The sequence below is a fragment of the Ruminococcus sp. AM26-12LB genome (assembly GCF_003480785.1).
GTDB lineage: Bacteria > Bacillota > Clostridia > Lachnospirales > Lachnospiraceae > Blautia_A > Blautia_A fusiformis.
In genome coordinates this window covers 1-20,248 of record NZ_QUJX01000023.1, presented here as the reverse complement: position 1 = coordinate 20,248, position 20,248 = coordinate 1, and the positions used below count along the sequence as shown (strand labels likewise).

Below are 20,248 nucleotides of genomic sequence, written 5' to 3'. Positions count from 1 at the left end.
CTTTTTCTACGGGAACCCCGAACTTAAGCTTCGGTATTTATTAGTCTACGACTTCGATTCCCATACTTCTTGCTGTACCGGCGATCATGCTCATAGCAGCCTCGATGGATGCTGCGTTGAGGTCTTTCATCTTCAGCTCAGCGATCTCCTGAACCTGTGCCTTAGTAACTTTAGCTACTTTGGTCTTGTTCGGTGTACCGGAACCAGATTTGATGTTTGCAGCTTTCTTAAGAAGAACTGCTGCCGGCGGAGTCTTGGTTATGAAGCTGAAACTTCTGTCAGCGTAAACAGTGATGACAACCGGGATGATAAGATCTCCCTGATCAGCTGTTCTTGCGTTGAACTCCTTAGTAAACTGTACGATGTTTACACCATGCTGTCCAAGAGCCGGACCTACAGGTGGTGCTGGAGTTGCTTTACCAGCCGGAATCTGTAATTTGATATATCCTGTTACTTTCTTTGCCATTTTCGGCACCTCCTATGTGGTATTGGCGGGGGTGTGTCCCTCCCACTTGCTGTTACCTTGTTTTTGAATTACTCAGCTTTTTTGATTTCTGTGAAACTTATTTCTACCGGTGTTTCACGACCGAAAAGCTCAACATTGATCGTTACCGTCTGTTTCTGCATGTTGATACCTGTGATCACACCTGCGGTATCTTTCCATGCACCACCGGTAACGACTACCATGTCGCCCTCTGCGAAGTCCACTTCGATATCCGGTTTCTGGATACCAAGCGGCATCATTTCCTCTTCTGTAAGAGGCACAGGCTTTGATCCCGGTCCTACGAATCCTGTAACACCGCGGGTATTACGGACAACATACCAGGTATCGTCATTCATCACCATATTGAGAAGCACATAGCCTGGAAACATCTTTTTCTGAACCTGTCTTGAGGTTCCGTTCTTCATCTCCACTACATCCTGCAGCGGAACACGTACCTCCAGGATCTGGTCTTCCAGGTGTCTGTTCTCGATCGTCTTTTCAATGTTGGCTTTTACCTTGTTCTCATACCCGGAATAGGTATGGACAACGTACCATTTTGCTGCTTCTGACATATAATCACCTTGTCCTTACTTCATTAAGAAATTAATGAATTCCAGAATTCCGGAATCCATTACACTGATAACCACTGCCAGGATGATCGTGATGATCACGACCACAACAGTCTGCTTTGCCAGTGTGGGACGGTCTGTCCAGACAATCTTCTCAAATTCTGACTGAAGTCCCTGAAACCAACTTTTCTTCTGCGGCTTATCCTCAGATTTCTGTTTTTCCATAGCATAACCTCACAAATCTCTGTGATTACTTTGTTTCCTTGTGCAGAGTGTGTGTATGACAGAACTTACAATATTTCTTGGTCTCCATTCTCTCAGGATGGTTCTTTTTCTCCTTCGTCATATTGTAGTTACGCTGCTTGCACTCGGTGCATGCTAATGTAATCTTAACGCGCACAACTTCCACCTCCAGTGTTTTCATTTGCATGGTCTTCTATGCCGCCCGGAACGTATATCCGTCGTCATTTTCGGGCATAAAAAAAAGACCTAACTTCCATGTCGCTCGTCAATTTTATCACAGAGCAGGTGTGCAAGTCAAGCCTTTTTCGCTTAAATATAAAGAATTTCACAGATTCCGTACGGACGTCTCAAGTGCGCAAACCCGATTCTGCTTCGCTGCATTTCGTTTTCGGGACGTCGCCCTGTACAGAAAGTAATAAGAAGACCCTTATGTGCAGGCACAACATGTCTTCTTCTGTCTTCCTGCACACTTTCAACTTCTATTAAAAGTAGTCATAACCACCGTGGATATCCACCACACTGCCGTTCATATATCCGTTAGACAGCACTGCATAAGCCATATCCGCCACTTCCTCCACAGTTCCAAACCTGTGGAGTGCGATCTTCCGGTTGATACGGTCGTAGCTCTCCTGGGTGCGAGCGCTGTGCCACGGAGTTTCGATGAAGCCAGGTGCAATAGCGTTGACTGTGATGCCCTTTGGCTCAAATTCCTTTACCAGGGATCTTGTCAGAAAATGGATGGCTGCCTTGGTGACTCCATATACAAGGGAGGAAGAATACGCCTGCTGTCCTGCATAGGAACCGGTAAAGAGCACACTGCCGCCCTCCACCATCATGGATCTCAGCTCTTTTACCATAAATACAGGTACGGAAAGATTGGTGTTTACGATCCGTGTCCACTCCTCAAAGCTGTAGTCTTCATATTTTGCGTAGGTACTGATGCCGGCATTGCTTACAAGCCAGTCAATATGGTCTGTCTGCTTTTTCAGCTCCTCCACAAAAACCATCATCTCTTCATAGGAAGACATATCTGCCTTTATCAAAGTCACCTGAGATCTTTTTTCCTCAGGAAGGCTCTCCTGAAACGACAGTGCCTTCTTCTCATCATGTCCATATGTTACAAAGATCCTGTCAGCTTTTGCTGACTCTGCCAGGATCTTTTCGGCGATCCCTCTTCCGATTCCAGAGGTACCGCCTGTGATCACAGTTATTTTTCCCATTTTACAGCTCCATCAGTTCATCAAATATCGGTTTCGGTATATAAGGCTGCTGATTGTGGATCGGCTCACCCAGACAGGTCTTCGGGTATGCGTAGGTTCCATGCTCCAGCATGATCTCCAGAAGCTCCGGTCCGTTCTGCTCCAGGAATCCACCGGCATATTTTTCCACGTCTTCTCCCTGGATGCGCTTTGCAGGAATTCCGTAAGCCTGCGCCACATCTGTAAAATCGCAGGACGAGAATCCGCTGCCATCGGAGGTATCCGCATATACACAGTCAAAATAATCTCTCTGAAGATGACGGATCATTCCCAGAGCCTCATTATTCATTACGATCATCTTCACTGGGATATTCTCACGCTTCACCCACTGCAGCTCCTGGATATTCATCTGGAAGGCTCCGTCTCCGCAGATACATGCCACCGGCTTGCCGGTAGCATAATAAGCTCCGATAGCCGCCGGAAGTGCATAGCCCATAGCACCATGTCCGCCGGAAAAAAGTGTCTTCTGCCCCTGCTGATTGTGGAAGGACTGATAGCTCCATACCATATGCTGTCCCACATCCACAGCAACCGCTCCGGTATCGGAAAGCTGATCACTCAAGTATGCGATCATGCGGTTCGGATAACGCTGCGGTGTCTCATCGTCCACTTTCCAGAGTTCCTTACGGATCTTCTGGCAGACAGCAAGCCATTCCTCATAGGAACCGATCTGTGCCTGCTGCTCTGTCAGCTTACGCACCACAGTCTCTGCGCTGACGCAAAAGCATTTCTCACCTTCTCTTCCCTCATGGATCTCTCTTTGAAGATTATAAGGATCAATATCCACACGGATGATTTCAGCATTCTTCGCAAACTCATGAACCTTAGTACCAATCTGACGGGTACACAGGGAAATTCCAAAGCAGAGCAGAAGGTCGCTTTTTGCATTGGCGATCATATTTGCATACCGGTGTCCGTAAGCACCTCCGATGCACCCGAAGTTCAAAGGATCATCAAAGCTCAGTGCGGACCGGGCAAGTACGCTTGTGATCACCGGAATGTGATGGGCACGCGCCAGATCTGTGAGCATTTTTTCTGCTTCTCCGGAAGCTCCGTGACCGATCATAAATACCGGCCGTTTTGCAGTCCTGATCTTATCCAGAATATATTCTGCCGCCTCTGCTCCATCAGAAGAATCCGCCTTTGCAACTGCATCCCTGTAAAAGGCTGCCCCGTTTTCCGGATCATTTTTTCCATATACAGCTGTCTCGATCTCTTCCTCGGAAAATTCCATATCATAAACCGGATCTTCCACCTCGCCTCTCTGCACGTTCATGGGAAGATCGATAAGAACCGGTCCCTTTCGATCTGTATTGGCGATCTGCCATGCAAGATTCAGTTCACGAACGATATTTTTCGGATCACGGACCTGCACCGCGTACTTGGTTACCGGCTTTGCCATGGAAACCATATCGATCTCCTGAAAGCCCTGCTGACGAAGGCCTGTAATACCGGAATATTCATAGGTATTCAGCTGTCCGGTGATAAAGATCACCGGAAGAGAATCGAAATACGCATCTGCCACACCGGAAAGCAGATTGGCAGCTCCCGGACCACTGGTGGCATAGGCACAGCCGCAGGCATTCTTTGCCTGAGCATAACCACAGGCGGCAAAAGCAGCTCCCTGCTCATGATAGCTGGAATGACTTCTTACATGGGGATTCTTCTCAATGGAATCTACCAGATGTGCGATCATGGTTCCCTGGTATCCAAAGAAATCATGAATCCCTTTTTTCTGCAAAAATTCCACAACATAATCTGTAAGCTTGACCTTAGACATATTTTTTTACCTTCTCCATATACGAGATCCTTCCTGTTTTTTCCAGATACTTAAGATACAGGTCAAAAACCTCCGGATCTGTTTCAAATGCTTCTTCATATTTCAGGCAGCGATCATTCATCCTGGTATATCCTGCAAATGCTTTTTCCAGTTCCACATAATCTTCATTTTTGAAGAGATTCCGGATATAGCTGAGCTTTTTGCGATAAGCCAGTGCACAGGTATATTTTTCCCCGCAGAATTTTGCATAATCCCAGCACTGTGCAAGATATTCCCGGTAATTCATTCCAAACTGCCTGCGCTTTTCCCTTTTCTTCCTGACAGAAGCAAATTTCTTCAGTTCCTTTGACTGCTGCAGAAATTCCTCGCATGGGATCAGTGTGCTGCACACCACCAGCGAGCCGGGAACATAGTTTTCCATTGACTTATTTCGATAATTTTTGCCGTAGGCCCGGGTGAGATAGCTGTCTGTGTTTCCCGGGACCATAAAGGATTCTCCTCCAAGCATTGCCTCCCCGGGATTTTCAAAAATATGCGCAGGAAAATAAAGATTCTGGTCAAAATATCGGAGTACATAGGTTTTTGCGCCATCCTGCGGCTGCCGGAGCAGATCCCGGAATATGCTCTTTGCCAGCCAGCCTCGTCCGCAAAGAGAAAGGACTCGCACCATCCAGATACATCCCAGCTCACGCCGGTTCCGCCACTCGCCTTTTTTTCCGTAGATTCTTTTCCATCCCTCTTCGCGCATACGGTTCCAGAGATATTTTCCCTTTGGGCCATATTCACACTGCAGCGGAAGGATATTGATCCCCAGTCCCGGATGTTTGTATTTTCCATACTCGTCCAGCTTATAAAACAATGTATCTTTATCTGTATAACGCAGAAAAAATCCGGGGAAACGGCTGTTATTCTCCATAGATTCCAGAGTTCTGCGCAGCTCTGGTTCTTCATCAAAGATATTTTTAAACCGGGCCATATCACCGGTCTTCATATAAATATCATTGCTTGCCGGATTCATGGGAAAAGGGCGCTCCGTTACCGCACAGAGGGTAAGATACGGAGAAAGATAATATGTGATCTTATTTTTTCTGCATATGGTATCTATTTCTTTTAGAAGTTCCAGTACTTTCTGCTGTTCTCTGTTCAATACACTCTGCCTCGTTTCTGTTGATCTGTCATTACAGGATCCGCTTCAGAAGCTCCTGAAGCTCCTCCTGACTTTTATACTTATCCAGCCAGCTGTTCAGAAATTCTGTCACGTCTGCCTTCTTTGCGAAAAATCCGGTACGCCGGCTTCCATCGTAAAGATCCTCCAGGAAGATCCTGGAAAGCTCATTTTTTATATAGGGATGCGGCTCATGATCCAATGCCAGGAAATAATTTTCGAAGGCTTCCCGGGTACGCCCCTGTTTCTTCCGGATATCTCCCAGAAGCTTGTATACCTCTCCCTGCCATTCCTTATGAACCAGAAAGCTGCGGATCTCCTCTGCCAGATATTCCATCTCGCCCTCTTCCTCACTGCACAGGATCCTGGTACGGCCCTCTGCCAGTGCTTTGGGATAGCCGAATCTCTGCCATGCACAGGTAAGTGCCTCTTTGTACACTGGCTCCTCAAGGGTTCCCTCCCTTGGAGAATTACCGGTGATCCCCAGTTCTTTGCAAAGCTCTCTCACCAGCTCTTCCAGCTCCCCTTTTGTACGGACGGAATATACCTTCGCAAGATAAAGAGCGCCTCTGATCTCCTCATCCTCCGGCATCAGTCTGCTCCAGAACTCCATCAGAGAGAGTGCTTCTGATCTTCTCTGGCTTCCAAGCAGATCCCGACAGTCCCGGATCGCCTGGGACTTCTGTTTTTTCAGGAATTTATCCAGTTCCAGCTGCACAATGCCGTTATTGGTGCATTCTCTGGCTTTCAGATACTCTGCCATTGCTTCGTTCCGGAGGCCCTTTTTCCAGAGAAGATCCCCCTTATATTTCATAAAATATCCATCCTGGGGAAATACTCTCAGGCAGTAAGACAGAAATTTCTCCGCTTCTGAAGCATTCTGCGGTCCTTCCAGGCGCTCCATCACAAACCGGCATTTAAATTTCAGGAATCCCGGAGCATCCGGATATTTTCTGAGAAGATCATCCACAATCGCCTCTGCTTCCTGCATTTCTTTAAATTCATAGTGGCTGGCTGCTTTTCGGAAACGTCGGATATCCTCCACTGTCTGCTCCATTTCCGGAGTAAGATGATCCATTTTCTTACGTACCTCGTACATACGGTATGCCTTGGAAACACGCTCCTGATAAATCAGTGTCAGCATGGCCGCCTGAAAAGCCTCATCCTCCAGCGGGATCAGGACCGGATGATAGAACGGACGGATCCCCTTAAAATCCTCACGTCCGATAAACTCCATGCTGAGCTGTACACGGTAATACTCCTCAAAGATCTCACCAAGCACATCATATCTTCTCTCTTTCAGCAGGGTCTCCGCTGTTTTTTCGGATCTCATCAGTCGGGCAGACACATCCCGGGCTACAACACCGGCTTTGATCCTTCTTCGTCTGTCATCCTGTTTATGGTCTCCCTTTGCCATAAGAAGGCAGTAGAATTTGCGGAAAAGCATCTGTCTGCGGATACGTTTTTTGTCGATCCTTGGCATATATTCATCCCGCACCTCCTGATAGCTGGCGCCCGGAACATCAACAGACTCATGAGATTCTCTTTCCCCATGAGGCGGTATATAGGACCATTCGTCCCCGTAATGCCAGATCAGATAATCGCTGGTCCTGTGAGGGATCATAACCTTTTCGCCCTCGAAGTCCATATATTTTACAGGGAACATCATATCCTTGTCAAAAAGAAACGGGCAGCCTCCCCATCGCATGGCATAGCGGCTGCACTCCTCTTCTTTATAAGAAAACATGATCTTCTCCAATTTCTTTAAGGTTCTGTCCTTTCCGCAGAAGGTATAGCGGAAAAGCCAGTACAGATACCGCCAGGGAGAAATTTCCCATCTGACTCCCACGACCATGCTGATATTCAGAAGTTCCGTATAGATCATCATATGGTCCCGGTATTTCTCATACTCACGGTCATCATCCGGAATGGGATCCAGAGTCAGTACGTCAATGATCTCACCAGCCTTGTCGTCTCCTATGATCTGATGCTTGTGGATCGCACAGGTATCCGTACTTCCGTAGCGCGGAAAACCGTTGGTATAATTACGGTCCACTTCTGCACAATAAACCGCCCGGTTCGGCGGCATCTCGTTCTGACATATTTCTACAAATTTATCCCAGTCACTTTTGGGCATGTAAATGTCCACATCATCGTCCCATGGGATAAAGCCTTCATTTCGAAGAACACCGATCAGAGTACCTCCGGCCATTACATATCTAAGATTATGCTTTTTGCAGATCGCGTCAACCTCCCGGAAGAGCTGCAAAAGAAGCTTCTGTTTTTCTGTCATCTGTCAACCTCTTTGATTAATTATTTTCAAAAGCTCAGCCAGAGTTTCTGATTCTTCATAAAAAAATCTCGTACATTCTGTCCGTCTGTCACGGATCATGATGACCAGCTCCTGAAGCAGATAGCGAAGACCATTTCCCTCAAAATTAAAGCTGTAGCGTTTCAGGAATTCCTGACCTTCTATTTTGGCTTCAAAATATCCGGTATTCCACCAGTCACCGGGTACGGTGATACGCCCCCTGGTTCCGATGATCGCAAGCTCGTTTTCCACATCCACCGTTGTTCCGATCTCAATGGTCGCCAGTGCCCGGAGATACTTCATCGTGATCATATCATAAATAAAGCAGCCGTCACTGCTTTTCACCGCATTGCTCTTCACCTCCAGGTAATCCTTACCGAGAAGCTTGATGCATGCACACAGCGCCTGGCTGACTGTTTCACTGAAATTCTTTCCGCCCTCAAAATCATCCTGAGAAATCGCGCATTTTACAGCTACCACATCTCCCACAAGCGCTCCATGTGTCAGCCAGACAAGCTGCGTAAACGCGCGCAGATAGACCATGGTAAGCTTCTCTACCAGAACAACCTGATGTGCCTTTGCCAGTGCAAACAACTCTCTTATCTCTTCCGGCTCCAGAGCCATAGGCGTGTCACTGATCACATATTTATCACATTCCAGTGCCTTTCGGATATAATCTGCCCTGTTTTTCAGACCGGATCGGATATAAATGATATCCAATCCTTCCAGAAACTGCCCGTAATCTGTACCATAAGAGTCAAGTTCGTATCTGTCACAGAATTCTCTCGCAACAAAAACGTCCTCGGAATACACACTTTCTACATGCAGTCCGCTGACATACTTGGACTCCATCACCATTTCGTTGTCCTCTGTATCATCCGTAACAATGCCCATGCTGTAGATCATACCCTCACTTCTGAGCTTGGTACTGGAAATATTTTTGGTACGTTCCAGATAAACGACCTCACAGTAATTCTTCAGATAATCAAATTTGCCACGCCAGTCCGAACCGACTACCAGAAGGTCGATATTGTATTTTGTAATGTCATTTAGCTTCTGCCCCTGATATTCCTCTACAATGATCTCATCCGCAAAACCAGTCTTGCGGACATTTTCGATACGCTTCAAAAGGCTGTCCTGTACATTCAGCTTGCCGCGTTCGATATCATAGCTTTCACTGGTGACACCCACAACAAGATAATCCCCCAGCTCCCTGGCTCTTTTCAGAATATTGTAATGTCCCTGGTGGAACAGATCAAAGGTACCGTAAGTAATGACTTTTTTCATTATTAATTTAATCCTGCGCTTTCTCTTCTTTATTTTTCAAAAGCACTTCCATTTCCCCCTGCGGTTCTGTGATCTCTAATATATCATCCAGGTCCTGGAGCTGCTCAAATTCCTGTGGAGCTCCGGCATCATCCATGCCTTCCTCCATCTCAAGATCCTTATCTACAAAGAAATCCTCGTCACGGATTTCTTCCGTCTCTTCTGTCTCATGTTCCAGTACAGCCGCCACATCGTCCTTCACCTTACGTGCATCCTCCTCGTCCAGAGTTGCCGCAAGCTCCTCAATGGCTTTCTTTCTTTTCAGTATGATCTCATAACGGTCATCTTCATCATATTCATCCTCAAGTCCTTCATCCTGCACCTGTCTCTCACGTTTGAACAGAATAAATGTAAGCAGGTTCAGTACCCCTCCGTAGAGGAAAGATACCGGCTTGCTTCCAAGGATCAGCACAAGCACCCAGGATACTCCGAAAAGCACCCAGACATTCAGCATCTGCGGGATGCTGAGAAGAAACAGGCCGTTGAGTACGATCATGATCGGATAATGGAAAAAATAAATCCCCATGGTATTTCTTCCAACAAAGGTAACCGGCAGCTTCACATCCGGGATCAATGCTAGAAACGTCAGCACCAGCACAAAAGATACCAGATACATCAGAAGGCGGATCAGCATTCCTGTGATATCATCCATTCCCGATAACTGATACGTATGATTCCCACGGAAAATATCTACCGGGATCTCATTGGCGATCATAAAATTCGGAACTGCATACAAAAGCAGGGCTGAAACCAGGAGCAGGATCCATTTACCCTTGAATTTACGGACCACGTCTGTGTAATCACTCTTCCACAGATAGCCTGCCACAAAAAACGGAAAAAATACAACAATCCTGGAGCTTGAAAGATAAGTCGTAAATTCCGGTCTTGTTCCTGCCCACAATGCAAAAATAATGCTCAGAGGCACGATAAAACGTATCTTGCCAAGTGCTTCGATAGTCAGCCTGTAGATAAACAGTGCCAGCACATACCACATAACTGTTCCGGACGGACGGAGCAGCTCATAATCCATGCTTCTGCCGGTCCAGATATACGCATACCAGGTCAGACTGTATCCAAGAATATAAGGGATCAGCAGATTCTTCACATTCTTCAGTACATCCTGTGGCTTCTTGGAAAGATATCCGGATATAAAAATAAAAGCAGGCATGTGAAAAATGGTGATCCCATACCATACATAACGCACCACCATGTCCACCTTGACCAGCTGAAATGCGATCAGATGATTAAATACGACAAGAAAGATCAGTACTACTTTAATGTTATCGACCAGGTAAGAATACGGCACTCCCTGGTTATCCGTTCTCTGTTTCATTTGTTTCCACCTTGTAATATTTGATAAAAGTATGAATAAATAATAACATATATTTATGAATTTGGAAATAAAAAATTAATATATGTCAGAATTATTCACCTTTTCCAGAATTTTTCAACGGTATTTCCATATCCCGTGGAGCGCATAGGAAACAAAGAAAAACAGACTCTTCAGCGGACCATATCCTACATACCGATACACCTGATAAGTCATTGCCGCAGACTTCAGCTTATTTCTGGATTTTCCCCCTTCACTGAGCCGGTATTTCAGGTAAGGTCTGTTGATCCCTGCTGCAAATCCTCCCTTTCCCAATATCCGGAGCCAGGTAATGTAATCTTCATGGCTGTCATCATGCTCCATTGGAAACGCAAGTGCATCTTCTCTGCGCAGCAATACGGAAGAACAGTTGATGCTGTTATGCTTCAGAAGCTCCCTGTATGTGATCCGTTCCTTTACCGGAATATATTTGCCGGTAGTGCGCCCATCCGGCGTCATCAGCTCTCTTCCGGTGGAGCAGATCGCACAGCCGGTCTGTTCCATAACCTCTGTCTGGGCTTTCAGCTTGCCCTTTCCCCACCAGTCATCCGCATCCAGAAATGCGATATATTTTCCCCTGGCTTCCTTTACGCCCCGGTTTCTGGAACGGGCAGCACCCATATTCTGTTCATTTCGGATATAACGGATCTTTCCGCTGTCCATATATTTCATTACAGCAAGCTCTGTGCCATCTGCAGAACAGTCATCAATGACCAGCACTTCTACCGGAACCTCCTGTCCCAGTGCTGATTCGATCGCTTTTCCAATATATCTTTCCCCGTTATATACGGGCATCACTACGGAAACCAACGGCTTTTCCATAAAAACAACCTCCGTCCTCTCTATCCACAAAATGCGCGTCAGGATGATCTGCCGCAGCCTGACACGCATTTCGTTTCGTTACTTATTTTTTGTCTTCGGAATCCTTAAGAGCGTTCTTCTGATTATCATCCACGCCCTCGGAAACTTCTTTCTGGAAAAAGATCTTTACAGTCATAAACAGAAGCTTGATATCCAGAAGGAATGAATAATTTTCAATATAAAACAGATCCAGCTTCAGCTTATCATACGGTGTGGTGTTATATTTGCCATATACCTGAGCATAACCGGTCAGTCCGGCTTTTACCTTAAGACGATAGTGGAATTCCGGGATTTCCTGCTCATATTCCTGCATGATCACATCTCGTTCCGGACGTGGACCTACAAGAGACATATCACCCATAAACACGTTAAACAGCTGGGGAAGCTCATCCAGATGCAGATTACGCAGGACATGTCCTACCGGTGTGATACGGGAATCGTGCTTGGACGCAAGACGCGCCCCGTTCTTCTCGGAATCCACACACATGCTTCGGAATTTCCGGATGCGGAATTCCTTTCCCTGATAGGTAAGACGATCCTGGAGATAAAATACCGGACCGCCGTCATAAGCCTTCACCGCAATGGCAATGATCAGCATGATGGGTGAGGATACGATGATCCCAAGTCCGGAAACAATGATATCCAGAACTCTCTTGGCTGCACGCTGCTCCATGGAAAGTCCCTGATTCCTGCACATCAGAAGCGGCGTATCAAACAGATGGATCCTGTCTGTTCCAAGCAGGATGATATCGGAAATCTTCGGGCTCATATAGCAACGGATGGAATGAGAAAAACAATATTTCAGATACTTGTTTCGGATCTGGGACGGAAGATCCCAGATGATCACGCCTTCATAATCTTCCATCATGGCATGGATCTTCTCTTCGCCCTCACGGATATGAACCTTACCGCTGATATCGTATTTATCCTTTCGGGTGTTCATCTTGTGGATCACATCACCGGGATCACGGTCTCCGTAGATCACCAGCAGCCTTCTGGCTCCGTACAGTCTGGAGTAAATATACCTGGAGCCCCAGATCCACAGTACCGTCACAACAATCTGGACTCCGGTCATTTCGATCACCGGTCTGGCCGACATAAACCATCTGTTGATCAGTGTGATCTGAAAATACGTCACAACATTGGTACAGATCGTTGCCAGCGTCAATGAATAAAATACATCGATACGCTTCAGATAGCCTACCTTCAGACCTCCGTAAAGCTTGGCAAACATCAGATAGATCAGCGCATAGATCAGGATCATTACCCAGTTACCCTTTCTCCAGAATGGCTTCAGGATCAGGTCACTGTAAAAATCATACCATACATAAGCAAAGATCGCTGCCTGTGCGATCACGATCAGACTTGCCAGACAAAATACCACAAATCTCTTATAATCTTCTCTTTTACTTCTATTCACAGATTTTTCTTCCTTCCTGAGGAGTAGATATTAACTTCATCATTATAGCCAATATATACTCTTACGTCCAGAGATTCCTCTGATTTTTCTCCTGATATTTTCCTGTCAGGATGTTTTTTTCCGTGACTATAGCAAAAATCCCCTGGAGTTTACCCGGGGATTTTTGGCTGTATATATTTATTTTTCTTTTTCAGTTTCCACGCCTTTTCGAATTATTCATTCACCAGGTTATACTCTTCGATGGATTTGTTGATGGAATCTGCCATGTTTTTCACAGCTGTATCCACATCCTCTTTTCCGTTGAGCATACTTTCAATCTCGGATTCCACGGTAGCTCTTGCCTCCGGGAATACACTTAACAGAGCGCCTACATAGTCGGCGGAAGAATCATGGAGCTGGTCGATCGCTGTCTGGAACTGCGGATATTTTGCAACATTATCCTTAAATACCTGCTCTTCCTGAGACTTTACAGTTACAGGGAAATATCCGGTCTGTGCGTTCCAGTAAGCCTGAGACTCCGAAGAGATCAGGAATTTTACGAACTCCCATGTTGCACGAAGCTTTTTCGGATCATTGTTGTTCAGTGCCCAAAGAGATGCACCTCCGATGGAAACACCGCCCTCGTCACTGGATTTGATCTTCGGGAAGTATGCAGTACCAACCTCAAATTTTCCGTTTACATCCTGAAGGATCTGTTTTAGGGAAGCTGTGGAGCCAAGAGTGATCGCAGATTTTCCTGCAGAAAAATCTGCCAGACCTGCATCGCCGCCTTTTCCTACGACCGGTGCGAAGCCCTTGTCGTTAAGATCCTTCCATGCTGTAAGGATATTTTTTGCAGCACTGTTCTCATCAAAAGCAACAGCTGTAGCAGCCTCTTTACGTCCGTTTCCGTTGTTTGCATACTCAAGGCCCTGCTTTCCGATAAACTGCTCGAAGAACCATCCGTAGATTCCAAGAGACATTACCTCGCCTGCGCCGCCTCTGTCCAGAAGATGCTGTCCGATCTCACCGATGCCCTCCAGGCTGTCCGGAATTTCTGTGATGCCTGCTTTATCAAACATATCCTTGTTGTAATACATGATCGGTGTGGAAGAGTTGAATGGCATGGAGTACAGCTCATTGTCGATGGTGTAGTATGCAGCCAGGTTCGGCTCGATCTCAGATACATCGTAGCTGTCTGCGTCGATCATCTGCTGCATAGGCACGATCCATCCGGAATCGATCATGAATCTTGTTCCGATCTCATATACCTGTACAAGATCCGCACCCATGTTTCCGATCTGTGCACTTTTCAGCTTGTTCAGGGAATCATCATATTCACCCTGATACTGAGCATCTACCGTAATTCCGTATTCATTCTCATCGTTAAATTTTTTTACCAGTGTATCGATCGCCTCACCATTGACACCACCCATGGAATGCCAGAAGGTAATGGTAGTTCCGTCTACATCGGAAGCATCTGCCATTTCCACTTTTTCATCTGTGCCGGCATCTGCGGCGAATACAGTTACTCCGGAAAGAGAACCGATAGTCATTGCTGTGGTAAGGAAAGCTGCGATGATTTTTTTCTTCATAACTTTTTTCTCCTCTTGAAAAATTTTCTCTTTTTTCATTTTTTTATATAAGATGAACTGCCCGTCTTACGACTTTGCAGTATCTTTTTGCAATATTTTCCCCTTACAGCAGGATGCTGCAGGGTTGCTGCCTGCTCCGATATCAGCCCTTGACTGCACCCGAGAACATTCCTCTGATCAGCTGCTTCTGTCCAACGATAAAGATGGAAATGGACGGAATGATGATCATAACAACGCCTGCGATCATCAGGGTGATAGACTGTGAATCCACACTATCCAGCATACTGATACCAATCTGAACGGTTCGCATATTGTTGGAGCCTGTTACAAGCAGCGGCCACATGTACATATTCCATGCGTTGATAAAGGTATACACTGCCATAGCGCCGATAGCGGATTTTGTCAGCGGAAGCAGGATCCTTACGATAAATTTCAGATTGCTGCAGCCGTCAAGCTTTGCCGATTCATACAGTGAGATCGGGAAAGTCATGTAAAACTGACGGAACAGGAAAATTCCCATTGCGGATGTAAGGTAAGGCACGATCAGTACCTGATAAGTATCCAGCATTCCCCAGCTTGATACCGTCAGGTAGTTGGAAATGATCGTTGCCTCTCCCGGAACCATCATGGTTGCCATCACAACCATGAAGAGAATACCTTTTCCTTTGAATTCCAGGAAAGAAAACGCAAAAGCAGCAAGAGAACAGGTAATGATCTGTCCGATGGTAATGCATCCCGCCATGATAAAGGAATTCAATATGAATCGGAGAAGTGGAACGGTGCGGAATGCATTGATAAAGTTGGAAAAGGTCGGATTCTTGGGAAAGAGATTCAACTCTGTAGTAAACAGTTCACTGGAAGGCATCAGTGCAATACTGATGGCATAAAGCAATGGAAGCAGGATCAGAACTGCAAACACCACATTTGCCGTAACACGGAGCGCTGTTCTTGTCCTTCTCTTTGCAAGAGCCTTTGCATTCATAGCTTTTTTCAGCTCCAGAAGCTCCTCTTTTGACATGTTTCCCACTGCCGGGACTGCCATATTTTCCATCTGGCTCATCAGTAATTCACTCCCTTCTTCTCAATACGGAACATGATCAGTGTGATGATCATGATGATCACAAACAGGATAACAGACTGGGCTGCCGCACTTCCGAAGCGGTAGTTAAAAAACGCATCCCTGTAAATGGAATAAACAATAACATTGGTAGACTCATTAGGACCACCCTCTGTCAGGATCTTGATCTGTCCAAAGGACTGAAAGGCCTGTATGATATTTACCACCAGTGTGTAAAACATGATCGGGGAAAGTCCCGGAAGCGTCAGGCTGAAAAACTGCTGCACACTGCTGGCTCCATCCACAGAAGCTCTCTCATAAATGGTCTCATCAATATTTCCGAGTCCTGCGGAAAAATACAGAAAATTGATCCCGCTGTTCAGCCACGCAGTAAGAATGGCTACGCAGATCAGAGCCGTGTTCGGATCGTTCAGCCAGTTGATATCCAGGCCGGTAAGCTTATTCACAATACCTACTGCCGGGTGGAGCATGATCTGGAAGATCATTGCTGCAGAGCTGGATGCGATAGCCATTGGCAGAGCATAGGATGTACTGAACACCCGGATTCCCGGAAACGCCTTGTTACAAAGCACTGCTGCGATCAGACCAAGAAGCATGCCGCCGACCACAACGATCAGCACAAAGATCAGCGTTACCTTCAGACTGTTGATAAAGGATGCTGACTGAAGCAGTTCTTTATAGTTTCCCAGACCAACGTACAGCTTTGCCTGTCCCATCTTGTTAGTCTTGTAAAGACTTAAATAAATTGTTTTCACAAACGGATAAAACAGAAAAATTCCAAAAATAAGCATACAAGGCACCAGATATAAGTACGGTGTGATCTTGCTTTTGCTGTTATTTTCCATAACTATTTCTCCTCCTTGCATAATCAGATTCTATCTACAGGCTGATCTGCCTGTACTCAAGCTCTTCCGTGACATAAATTCATGACACAAAAATATTTTCTTCTGTCTCCGGATCAAACACATGGGCCTTCTCCATATCAAAATACAGAGAAACCTTCTCCCCTACCTGTGTCTGATTTTCCGGACTTAAGCGGACTGCCAGGGTTTTGCCCTGCTCATCAAAATAGAGGATCACTTCCGCTCCCAGCATCTCGCGGTTTACTACAGGCTCATCTACATCTACGCTTTCATTTTCAATACCAAGCTTTTTCGCCTCATCAAACTCGTAGATATCCTCCGGACGGATTCCAAGGATCACGTGTCTGCCGTTATATCTGTCTGCGATCTGTTTTCCTCTGGTTCCGTCCAGATAAACCTTTTTCACAGTTTTGGCATCATCCAGAAGAAGGGCCGTGCGATTATTTTCTTCTGCTTTTACCGTACACCGGAAAAAGTTCATGGACGGAGAACCAAGGAAGCCTGCCACGAAAAGATTTACCGGATTGTCATAAATACTCTGAGGTGCTCCCACCTGCTGGATCAGACCATCCTTCATGACCACGATCTTAGTCCCAAGAGTCATGGCCTCTGTCTGGTCGTGCGTTACATAAATAATGGTGGTGTCCAGCTGTTTATGTAATTTCACAAGCTCCACACGCATCTGAGCACGGAGCTTTGCATCCAGGTTGGAAAGGGGCTCATCCATGAGAAAGGCTTTCGGCTTCCGGATAATTGCACTTCCAATGGCAACTCGCTGTTTCTGACCGCCGGAAAGAGCCGCCGGCCTCCGGTCAAGAAGCTGGTCGATCTCCAGGATCTTTGCCACCTCATGGACCTTTCTGTCGATCTCATCCTTCGGAAGCTTACGGATCTTCAAGGCGTATGCCATATTTCCATAAACTGTCATGTTCGGATATAAGGCATAGTTCTGGAACACCATGGACATTCCCCTCTCCTTCGGTTCCAGATAATTGGAAAGCTCACCGTCGATCCACAGCTCACCGTCTGTGATCTCCTCCAAGCCTGCGATGATACGCAAAGTGGTGGATTTTCCACATCCGGACGGACCTACAAAGATCACAAACTCTTTATCATGTATATCAAGATTAAAATCCTTCACACCGTAATGCTCCGAATCAAATTGCTTACATACATTTCTGAGTGCAATTTCTGACATTACTTATCTCCTTTCTCTTCTCTCGCTCACATAGTTTGTAGTATAGGATTTTTCCGGCTGTTCAGATATCGTGGTTGAGATAAAGATTTGTGAATTGTATGTTAAATTGTTTCAGAAATTATATGCAATTCCGTTAAATTCTTTCTCCAGAGTAAAATACCCATCGCGTTATGTTGCCACCTTCTTTCGCCGTCATCTCTGTCCTGCATCATATCTTCCAATTTTTATTACATTGATCACAACAGCTCTCTCCAATATGTCAGCAATATGGATATTTCCCGTCTCCTCGCATATCTGAATCAAATAAAAATAGAATATTCATATTTAATACTTGCCTCTCTTCCAGATAAATGACAACTTTCAGGCTTTTATGATCACTTGATTTGTGCAATTTTTTATGTTGTTTTAATTTTTTCTGTAAAATCTCAAATATATGCTTTGTTTTTGTCTAATTTTACCCTTGAAGTTTTGTATATAAGTCAAACAATACAAAATATTGTTCTTAAATTTTCTAACTTTTTGTTAGCCACCTCGTCCGAGAAGTGCTATAATAATCCCAGTCAGAAAAGAAATGCAGAATTCGTGTTACTGCGAACAGCGCGAACAGCAACATTACCGGAATCCATGCATCAGGAGGAGGAATTTGACATGATCACATTGAAAGCAGAGAAAAGAAACCCGAATGTAAAAGCTAAAAAATTAAGACGTGAGGGTTACGTCACAGGAATTCTTAGTGGAAAAGAAATGAAAGAGCCTGTAGCACTTCAGTTTGACGGTGCCGAGGCAGCCAAATTCATTAAAGCAAATAAAGAAGGTACACAGGTTTACCTGGACATCGAAGGCGAAAAAGTTGATGCCCTGGTAAAGAACATTGACTATAATCCAATTGAAAAACAGCTGATGGCTCTGGATTTCCAGGCACTGGTAGCCGGTGAGAAGGTTTCCACAACAGTCGCTGTCAAACTGGAGCACACCGACATGGTTCAGGGTATCGTTGAGCAGGAGATGGAAGAGATCCACTACAAAGCAGATCCGTCCAACCTTCTTGACACCATCGTCATCGACTTCAACGGCTATCCTGCAGACGTCCGTGATATCCATGTAAAAGACCTCCCGATCCCGGAAGGCAAACACGTCCACTTCATCACTCCTGAGGATGCAGTTGTTGTTCATATCGGTGAGTATGAGGCAGCTCCGGAAGAGGATGAGGACGCTGAAGCTGAGACAGAAGCATAATATATATAGTAATGATTCAGGGGATTGCCGATTGGCAATCCCCTGGTTTTGTTTACATAATTCTAAGAATGTTATTTCATTTGTAATTTCTTTACCTCATCCAGCGGCAATCCGGAAAAATTAGAGATATCTTCCAGTGTAAATCTGCTGTCTTTGAGCATTTTCTGTGCGGTAAGCAGCGCCTGTTTCTGAAGCCCAATACTTTCATCCTCTGTACCCCCTGTGTTCTGCCTTCTGCTCTTGCATCATCACACATTTCCTGTACAGCCTGACACATATCAACACTCCTTAATAAATTTTTGTTAGCGATCTATAAACGCTCCGTCAAAAACTGCCCTACGGCGTATCGGCTTCGCCTTGTTTCTTAACCTCACTCTACTACTAAACGATTATATACAGATTTTATTATCACATTACTATATGTATCGGAAGCAAGGTTCTCTTTAATGTTCCTTATTTCCTTATGATAATCTCCTTTATCAATCCAATCTCTATAAATGACCTTCTTACAATTTGCAAATTGAATAGTCACTTTCGAAAATATTTCTTCACCATCTATATCAGTAATGATACCTTCTCCCAGCTCTTTGTGGATAAGATGTTGTCCCACCATAATTTCTTTTTGATTTATATTTCCAGAATAATTGTCCACTATATATTGAATAAATGAATTTAATATGTAAATATAATCTTCAAAATTGTTTTCTATTTCTTTAAAACATCTATTTCTCCATTCTACAGAACTTCCATTTTGGTCATACAATAAATTTATTTCTGAACAAATATAAGAAACACCAGGAACAATGAAATAAGAAAATTGTTTAGGTGCAATTAACTTTTGATGTTTAGACCAAAAAGCGTTTTTTCCAATCAATATATGAAGTAATAAATGCTCAATATAATTGCAATAAACTAGACGTTCTGCTTTTTGGTACTCAAACGGTTGTTTTAATGCACATCCTGTATGCGAAAGCATATAGCCTTTATCTTCATCTATATGATGACAAAATAACCCTTCTTTAGTTCTTGAAATTCGCTTACTTTTAGTTTTACAAGTAGCATTTGTAAAATAATCATATTTAGCTGATCCATATTTCTTTAATAAATATGACACAAATTCATCGTAATTCATTTCCATCTCTTGCTCAAAATGTTCTAATTTGCAATCATACCGGGGGAAGAAATCTTTGACGTGCAACCTCCTTTTTGTCTGGATTTTGGCAGGGTACCAACTTTGGTACCCTGCCCTTTTTGGACAAAACAAAAGAGCCTGAATGCCTTGATTTTAAAGGCTTTCAGGCTCCTAAGGAGCAGGGGATGAGAGAATCGAACTCCCACCAAAGGTTTTGGAGACCCCTATCATACCATTTGACCAATCCCCTATATACAAGAAAAAGTGGCTGTTGGCCACAAATTCTTTTACATTGTACTCTCAAAACTACATACATGCTTGTTGATCGTTAATCAAACTCTTTGAATCAATTCTTAACCTGCGTTTCTTGGTCAAGCCCT

18 protein-coding genes and 1 tRNA gene are annotated in these 20,248 nt (G+C 44.9%); 1 reads left to right on the top strand and 18 read right to left on the bottom strand.

What is annotated here, in order from left to right; all coding sequences use genetic code 11:
- Window positions 1-40: 40 nt before the first annotated feature.
- The 16 genes from rplK to ugpC all read right to left on the bottom strand — a co-directional run bounded on the left by rplK (window position 41) and on the right by ugpC (window position 17,500).
- The gene (rplK, locus tag DW694_RS15230; RefSeq protein ID WP_015525333.1) at window positions 41-466 is read right to left on the bottom strand and encodes a 50S ribosomal protein L11; all 426 of its coding nucleotides are present in this window, start codon (window positions 464-466) and stop codon (window positions 41-43) included.
- Window positions 467-534: 68 nt separating this feature from the next.
- Complete coding sequence (gene nusG / locus DW694_RS15225) at window positions 535-1,056, bottom strand: transcription termination/antitermination protein NusG (protein WP_015525332.1); 522 nt, start codon at window positions 1,054-1,056, stop codon at window positions 535-537.
- A 15-nt stretch (window positions 1,057-1,071) separates the two neighbouring features.
- Window positions 1,072-1,278: a preprotein translocase subunit SecE gene (secE, locus tag DW694_RS15220; protein WP_015525331.1), complete on the bottom strand. Its 207-nt coding sequence runs from the start codon at window positions 1,276-1,278 to the stop codon at window positions 1,072-1,074.
- A gap of 25 nt (window positions 1,279-1,303) precedes the next feature.
- Window positions 1,304-1,453, bottom strand: coding sequence for a 50S ribosomal protein L33 (gene rpmG / locus DW694_RS15215; RefSeq protein WP_044961412.1), 150 nt, complete (start codon window positions 1,451-1,453; stop codon window positions 1,304-1,306).
- A 325-nt stretch (window positions 1,454-1,778) separates the two neighbouring features.
- On the bottom strand, window positions 1,779-2,516 hold the full coding sequence (locus DW694_RS15210; protein WP_118515827.1) for an SDR family oxidoreductase: 738 nt from the start codon (window positions 2,514-2,516) through the stop codon (window positions 1,779-1,781).
- 1 nt (window position 2,517) lies between these two features.
- The gene (locus DW694_RS15205; RefSeq protein ID WP_021651258.1) at window positions 2,518-4,335 is read right to left on the bottom strand and encodes a thiamine pyrophosphate-binding protein; all 1,818 of its coding nucleotides are present in this window, start codon (window positions 4,333-4,335) and stop codon (window positions 2,518-2,520) included.
- Window positions 4,328-5,482, bottom strand: coding sequence for a LicD family protein (locus DW694_RS15200; RefSeq protein WP_114001936.1), 1,155 nt, complete (start codon window positions 5,480-5,482; stop codon window positions 4,328-4,330). Before DW694_RS15200 ends, DW694_RS15205 begins: the two co-directional genes overlap by 8 nt.
- Window positions 5,483-5,513: 31 nt before the next feature.
- Window positions 5,514-7,793 (bottom strand): LicD family protein, encoded by a 2,280-nt coding sequence (locus tag DW694_RS15195; protein ID WP_118625116.1) that lies wholly within the window; start codon window positions 7,791-7,793, stop codon window positions 5,514-5,516.
- Between the two features lie 3 nt (window positions 7,794-7,796).
- Entirely contained in the window at window positions 7,797-9,098 is a 1,302-nt protein-coding gene (locus DW694_RS15190; protein WP_015525326.1) for an adenylyltransferase/cytidyltransferase family protein, read from the bottom strand.
- Window positions 9,099-9,105: 7 nt separating this feature from the next.
- Window positions 9,106-10,470, bottom strand: coding sequence for an acyltransferase family protein (locus tag DW694_RS15185; protein WP_118753277.1), 1,365 nt, complete (start codon window positions 10,468-10,470; stop codon window positions 9,106-9,108).
- 114 nt (window positions 10,471-10,584) lie between these two features.
- Entirely contained in the window at window positions 10,585-11,328 is a 744-nt protein-coding gene (locus DW694_RS15180; protein WP_118625112.1) for a glycosyltransferase family 2 protein, read from the bottom strand.
- 82 nt (window positions 11,329-11,410) lie between these two features.
- A complete protein-coding gene (locus DW694_RS15175; RefSeq protein ID WP_118609214.1) occupies window positions 11,411-12,787 on the bottom strand; it encodes a sugar transferase in 1,377 nt (458 codons plus the stop codon).
- A 212-nt stretch (window positions 12,788-12,999) separates the two neighbouring features.
- A complete protein-coding gene (locus DW694_RS15170) occupies window positions 13,000-14,361 on the bottom strand; it encodes an ABC transporter substrate-binding protein (RefSeq protein WP_118753276.1) in 1,362 nt (453 codons plus the stop codon).
- 142 nt (window positions 14,362-14,503) lie between these two features.
- Window positions 14,504-15,421 carry a carbohydrate ABC transporter permease gene (locus DW694_RS15165; protein ID WP_022427089.1) on the bottom strand — a complete coding sequence of 306 codons (918 nt, stop codon included), beginning with the start codon at window positions 15,419-15,421 and terminating at the stop codon, window positions 14,504-14,506.
- A complete protein-coding gene (locus DW694_RS15160; protein WP_015525321.1) occupies window positions 15,421-16,284 on the bottom strand; it encodes a sugar ABC transporter permease in 864 nt (287 codons plus the stop codon). Before DW694_RS15160 ends, DW694_RS15165 begins: the two co-directional genes overlap by 1 nt.
- Window positions 16,285-16,363: 79 nt before the next feature.
- Window positions 16,364-17,500 carry a sn-glycerol-3-phosphate ABC transporter ATP-binding protein UgpC gene (gene ugpC, locus DW694_RS15155; RefSeq protein ID WP_021651250.1) on the bottom strand — a complete coding sequence of 379 codons (1,137 nt, stop codon included), beginning with the start codon at window positions 17,498-17,500 and terminating at the stop codon, window positions 16,364-16,366.
- Between the two features lie 648 nt (window positions 17,501-18,148).
- Here ugpC and DW694_RS15150 point away from each other — a divergent pair.
- Window positions 18,149-18,736, top strand: coding sequence for a 50S ribosomal protein L25 (locus tag DW694_RS15150; RefSeq protein WP_118753275.1), 588 nt, complete (start codon window positions 18,149-18,151; stop codon window positions 18,734-18,736).
- A 370-nt stretch (window positions 18,737-19,106) separates the two neighbouring features.
- On the opposite strand, the gene DW694_RS15140 is transcribed toward DW694_RS15150, so the two are convergent.
- Both DW694_RS15140 and DW694_RS15135 read right to left on the bottom strand, forming a co-directional pair.
- The gene (locus tag DW694_RS15140) at window positions 19,107-19,868 is read right to left on the bottom strand and encodes a hypothetical protein (RefSeq protein ID WP_147420738.1); all 762 of its coding nucleotides are present in this window, start codon (window positions 19,866-19,868) and stop codon (window positions 19,107-19,109) included.
- A 179-nt stretch (window positions 19,869-20,047) separates the two neighbouring features.
- A tRNA-Trp gene (locus DW694_RS15135) sits at window positions 20,048-20,118 on the bottom strand.
- Between the last annotated feature and the right edge of the window lie 130 nt (window positions 20,119-20,248).

Coding starts and splice junctions, on each gene's coding strand:
- DW694_RS15210 (WP_118515827.1), bottom strand. CDS start 2,516: ATGGGAAAAATAACTGTGATCACAGGCGGTACCTCTGGAATCGGAAGA.
- DW694_RS15205 (WP_021651258.1), bottom strand. CDS start 4,335: ATGTCTAAGGTCAAGCTTACAGATTATGTTGTGGAATTTTTGCAGAAA.
- DW694_RS15185 (WP_118753277.1), bottom strand. CDS start 10,470: ATGAAACAGAGAACGGATAACCAGGGAGTGCCGTATTCTTACCTGGTC.
- DW694_RS15165 (WP_022427089.1), bottom strand. CDS start 15,421: ATGAGCCAGATGGAAAATATGGCAGTCCCGGCAGTGGGAAACATGTCA.
- nusG (WP_015525332.1), bottom strand. CDS start 1,056: ATGTCAGAAGCAGCAAAATGGTACGTTGTCCATACCTATTCCGGGTAT.
- ugpC (WP_021651250.1), bottom strand. CDS start 17,500: ATGTCAGAAATTGCACTCAGAAATGTATGTAAGCAATTTGATTCGGAG.
- secE (WP_015525331.1), bottom strand. CDS start 1,278: ATGGAAAAACAGAAATCTGAGGATAAGCCGCAGAAGAAAAGTTGGTTT.
- DW694_RS15140 (WP_147420738.1), bottom strand. CDS start 19,868: ATGAATTACGATGAATTTGTGTCATATTTATTAAAGAAATATGGATCA.
- DW694_RS15170 (WP_118753276.1), bottom strand. CDS start 14,361: ATGAAGAAAAAAATCATCGCAGCTTTCCTTACCACAGCAATGACTATC.
- DW694_RS15190 (WP_015525326.1), bottom strand. CDS start 9,098: ATGAAAAAAGTCATTACTTACGGTACCTTTGATCTGTTCCACCAGGGA.
- DW694_RS15160 (WP_015525321.1), bottom strand. CDS start 16,284: ATGGAAAATAACAGCAAAAGCAAGATCACACCGTACTTATATCTGGTG.
- DW694_RS15180 (WP_118625112.1), bottom strand. CDS start 11,328: ATGGAAAAGCCGTTGGTTTCCGTAGTGATGCCCGTATATAACGGGGAA.
- rplK (WP_015525333.1), bottom strand. CDS start 466: ATGGCAAAGAAAGTAACAGGATATATCAAATTACAGATTCCGGCTGGT.
- DW694_RS15150 (WP_118753275.1), top strand. CDS start 18,149: ATGATCACATTGAAAGCAGAGAAAAGAAACCCGAATGTAAAAGCTAAA.
- DW694_RS15195 (WP_118625116.1), bottom strand. CDS start 7,793: ATGACAGAAAAACAGAAGCTTCTTTTGCAGCTCTTCCGGGAGGTTGAC.